Here is a 3,774-nt window from a genome sequence, read left to right as displayed (position 1 = left end):
GCGGTGTGCGCTCCCGGCGGCCCCGGTACGCCCCGCCCGCGACCGGGCCGGACGGCGACCGCCCCCGCCTCCCCGGCCGGGCGGTGTGAGCACCGGCACGGACCGACGGCTCCGACCGGCCCCTAGGCTTGTTGGGCTATGGAGAAGAGCGAGCAGCAGCGGCCCCCGTCCCCGGTCGGCGCACACGTCCCGGTCGCGGGCGGCATGGCCGACAAGGGCCTGGCCTACGCCGAGGAGATCGGCGCGGAGGCGGTCCAGGTCTTCGTGTCCAACCCGCGCGGGTGGGCGACCAACGGGGGCGACCCCGCGCAGGACGCGCGGATGCGCGAGCGCGTCGACCTGCCCGTGTTCGTACACGCCCCCTACCTGATCAACCTGGGCACCCCCAGCGAGGAGACCGCCGAGAAGTCGGTGCGCTCCCTGGAGCACGCGCTGCGCCGCTCGGCCCGGATCGACGCGCTGGGAGTGGTCGTGCACACCGGCTCGGCCGTCTCCGGCGGGCGCGAGGCGGGCCTGTCGCGCACCCGCGAACGGCTGATGCCGCTGCTGGAGAGCCTGGGCGGGGACGTCCCGCCCGTGCTGCTGGAGCCGATGGCCGGTCAGGGCCAGGTGCTGTGCGCGACCATCGACGACCTGGCCGCCTACCTGGAGGTGCTGGAGTGGCACCCGCGCGTGGGCGTGTGCCTGGACACCGCGCACATGTTCGCCGCCGGGCACGACATCTCCACGGTGGAGGGCATGCGCGCGACCCTGGACCGCTTCGGCGCGGTGGTCGGCGCCGACCGGTTGAAGGTCGTGCACTGCAACGACTCCAAGGCAGCGTGCGGCAGCTGCAGGGACCGGCACGAGAACATCGACGCCGGGCACATCGGCGCGGAGCCGTTCGGCGAGCTGTTCCGCCACCCGGTGAGCGCCGGTGTGCCGCTGATCCTGGAGACCCCGGGGCCGGCCGGTCCGCACGCCGCCGACGTGGCGACGCTCAAGAGGCTGCGCGAGACCTGAGGGACGGTCGTCGGGGCGGCTCAGTCCCGCTCGGCGGCGCTCCCCTCCGACCTGCCCTCGGCCTCGGGCAGGACCGGGAAGAGCGCGGTGTCCACCTGGACGACGTCGGTGTCGGGATGGCTCTCGGGGGTCCGTCCCTGGAAACGCCTCCCCCACGAGCCGAGGAAGTCGTTGAGCGCGTCGGCGAACTCGGCCGCCTCCCCCGGGGTCATCCGGGCGTGGCTGGTGGAGTCGGTGGCGGCGTCCTTCCACCTGCGCACCGCGGGCAGGTCGGGACTGTCGGAGACCAGTGCGGTCCAGTCCGCGAAGCGCCTGCGCTTCTGCTGGTAGAGGCGGTCCAGGACGGCCTGGGCGACGACCCTGGTCTCGGGGTTGCTCAGGAACTCGTGCCCGGACATGCTCCAGCCGCCGGGCCTCATCCGCCACCAGCGCTCGCGTCCGCCCGTGCGTCCCGGTTCGTTGTCGATGAACCCGTAGCGCGAGAGTTGGCGCAGGTGGTAGCTGGTGGCGCCGCTGCTCTCCCCCAGGCGCCGGCCCAGGATGGTGGCGGTGGCCGGGCCGTTGATCCTGAGCTCGTCCAGCAGGCGGGCGCGCAGGGGGTGGGCCAGGCCCCGCAGGGCCTGTGCGCTGACCCGCATCTGCTGATGGGAGTCGGCGGGGACGTCGGCGTCGTCGGTCATGGCCCTCACCGTACTGGGGGAGCCCTTCCGCAAACAGTTCGCCGCAAAGCCTTCTTGGCGCTGCTGGCCCACGTGTCGCCCTCCTGAGGTGCGGCGGGGTCAACGGTCGCCGGCGGCGGACGCGGCGGCCTCGTCGGACAGCCGCGCGCACTCGGCGACGGACCTGCGGAAGACCAGGGGCGTGACCACCATGACCAGCCCGCCGACCAGGAAGGGCAGGGCGAGGTCGATCCGGCCCAGCAGACCCCCCAGCAGCGCGCCGACCGGGGACAGCCCCCAGCCCGCCATGCGGAAGGCGGCGGCCGCCCGGCCGCGCACGTGGGAGGGGACCACGGCCTGGAAGAACAGGGAGCCGGACACGTTGGTCACCGTCAGGAACAGGCCCATCAGCCCCCAGGCGAGGGCGGCGGACCAGGCGTCGGGCACCAGGCCCACCGCCAACAGGCAGGCACCCATCCCCAGGTAGCCGCCCATCATGACCGTCCTGCGGCCGAGGCCCGCGACGAACCGGGCGGCGAGCACGGAGCCCAGAACACCACCGACCGCGATCGACGCCATGAAGAGCCCGTACAGGGCCTCGGGAACGCCCAACACCTCCTGGGCGTAGAGGACCAGCACCGAGGTGGCCATCTGGATACCGATCATGGACCCGGCGTTGTTGAACGCCAGGCCCCGGGTCAGCGGCCGGCCGAAGACGTAGGCGAAACCCTCCCGCAGGGAGCGCAGGACGCCCTGGCCGGACCCCGCGCCCTCACCGCTCTCCGCGCCCCCGTTGGACTCGGCGGCCCCGGTGGACCCGGCCGGGACGGGAACCCGCCGCAGCATGAGGGCGACGGTCACCACGAGCACGGCGCACAGGGCGTAGGACAGGGCCGTCCCGGCCACGGGCAGGGCGGCGGCGACCGCGAAGAGCACACCGGCGACGGGGGTGGCCACACAGTCCTGGGCGACCAGGCGGCCGCCCTCCAGCCTGCTGTTGGCGCGGTCCAGCAGGCGGCCGGGCACGATCCGCGCCACGGTGATCCGGGTGACGGGGTCGGTGACCGTCTCGCAGCAGACCACCACGAAGATCGTGGCGTACAGGGCCCACAGGGTGGCGCCGCCGGTGGCGATCAGCACGACCAGGGCGGTGACGGCGATCGCGGCGACCGTGCTGGAGACCGTCATGGCGCGGAGGCGGTCGACCCGGTCCAGCAGCACGCCCGCGAACGGCGCGACGAGCAGCCAGGGCAGGAAGCGCGCCACCACCAGGCCGGAGACGGCGAGCGGGTCGTGGGTCAGGGTGGCGGCGATGAGCGGCAGCGCGGTGGCGAGCATGCCGTCGCCGAGGTTGGTGAGGGTTCCGGCCGCCCAGAAGCGGTGGAAGAGCCCGCCGAGGCGTTCGGTGCGCGGCGGCGCGGCGGAGGGTTCGGTGGCCATGGGGGTCCTCCTGTGTTCGGGGGTGCCACCACCGTAAGACAAAGGTTCCTTTGCAAAGAGAAGCGTGCAGAGGTTTCTTTGCATTACTTTCGGACGTACCGCCGTCACCCGTTGACAGGAGCGCGGGAAAGGAACCTCCCCGCCACCGGAAGCCCGTTATGGGCGACAATGGAGGGCGTACGCCCCGGGCTCCGGGGCGGGTTCCGGCTCAAGGAATGAGGTGTCGCCGGATGGACCCGGTCTCCATGGTCTTCGGAGCCACGATCGCTCTCGGCGGGTTCCTGTTCGGCCGCCTGCTGACCAAACGCCAGACGCGGGCGGCGCTCGACCAGCAGCGCAGACAGGAGCAGGCCCGGGTCCTGGGCGCACCGCAAAGCCCCCAGCCCCTCTGCGGATGCGGCCACCACCTGGTCTTCCACGACCAGCAGAACAAGAGGTGCCAGACCCAGGTGGTCATCCCCGGCCGCTGGACCGGGCAGGCCAACTCCACCTACCGCCAGTGCATGTGCCAGGGCTACCGGGGTCCGCTCCCCCTCGACGAGTACTACGCCCCCGACTACCTCAACGAGACCGACGGCTGACCGGGCGCGGGAGCGTCCCGTGCCCGTCGGCGGTGGCGCGGCGCGGTTGTCCACAGGCGGTGACGGGGGCTGGCGCGGACCGGCCCCTTCCG

4 protein-coding genes are annotated in these 3,774 nt (G+C 73.2%); 2 read left to right on the top strand and 2 right to left on the bottom strand.

Translation table 11 applies throughout. The features are described from left to right. Positions 1–138 precede the first annotated feature (138 nt). A complete protein-coding gene (locus DQW06_RS21085) occupies positions 139–1,002 on the top strand; it encodes a deoxyribonuclease IV (RefSeq protein ID WP_117199155.1) in 864 nt (287 codons plus the stop codon). Between the two features lie 20 nt (positions 1,003–1,022). Here DQW06_RS21085 and DQW06_RS21080 read toward each other — a convergent pair whose 3' ends face one another. Further along, positions 1,023–1,682, bottom strand: a complete 660-nt coding sequence (locus tag DQW06_RS21080; protein ID WP_041552780.1) for a helix-turn-helix domain-containing protein — start codon at positions 1,680–1,682, stop codon at positions 1,023–1,025. Positions 1,683–1,781: 99 nt separating this feature from the next. Then, positions 1,782–3,101 carry an MFS transporter gene (locus DQW06_RS21075; RefSeq protein ID WP_013153927.1) on the bottom strand — a complete coding sequence of 440 codons (1,320 nt, stop codon included), beginning with the start codon at positions 3,099–3,101 and terminating at the stop codon, positions 1,782–1,784. Positions 3,102–3,331: 230 nt separating this feature from the next. Between DQW06_RS21075 and DQW06_RS21070 the strand changes: the two genes are divergently transcribed. Further along, a complete protein-coding gene (locus DQW06_RS21070) occupies positions 3,332–3,682 on the top strand; it encodes a hypothetical protein (RefSeq protein WP_117199154.1) in 351 nt (116 codons plus the stop codon). Positions 3,683–3,774: the final 92 nt, after the last annotated feature.

Source organism: Nocardiopsis sp. TNDT3 (genome assembly GCF_003427465.1).
Classification (GTDB): domain Bacteria; phylum Actinomycetota; class Actinomycetes; order Streptosporangiales; family Streptosporangiaceae; genus Nocardiopsis; species Nocardiopsis dassonvillei.
The sequence above is the reverse complement of the archived record's forward strand: the minus strand, read 5'-3'. Positions and strand labels throughout refer to the sequence as shown.

Excerpts from the sequence above, each read along its gene's own strand:
- DQW06_RS21085 (WP_117199155.1), top strand. The coding sequence starts at position 139 with ATGGAGAAGAGCGAGCAGCAGCGGCCCCCGTCCCCGGTCGGCGCACAC.
- DQW06_RS21080 (WP_041552780.1), bottom strand. The coding sequence starts at position 1,682 with ATGACCGACGACGCCGACGTCCCCGCCGACTCCCATCAGCAGATGCGG.
- DQW06_RS21075 (WP_013153927.1), bottom strand. The coding sequence starts at position 3,101 with ATGGCCACCGAACCCTCCGCCGCGCCGCCGCGCACCGAACGCCTCGGC.
- DQW06_RS21070 (WP_117199154.1), top strand. The coding sequence starts at position 3,332 with ATGGACCCGGTCTCCATGGTCTTCGGAGCCACGATCGCTCTCGGCGGG.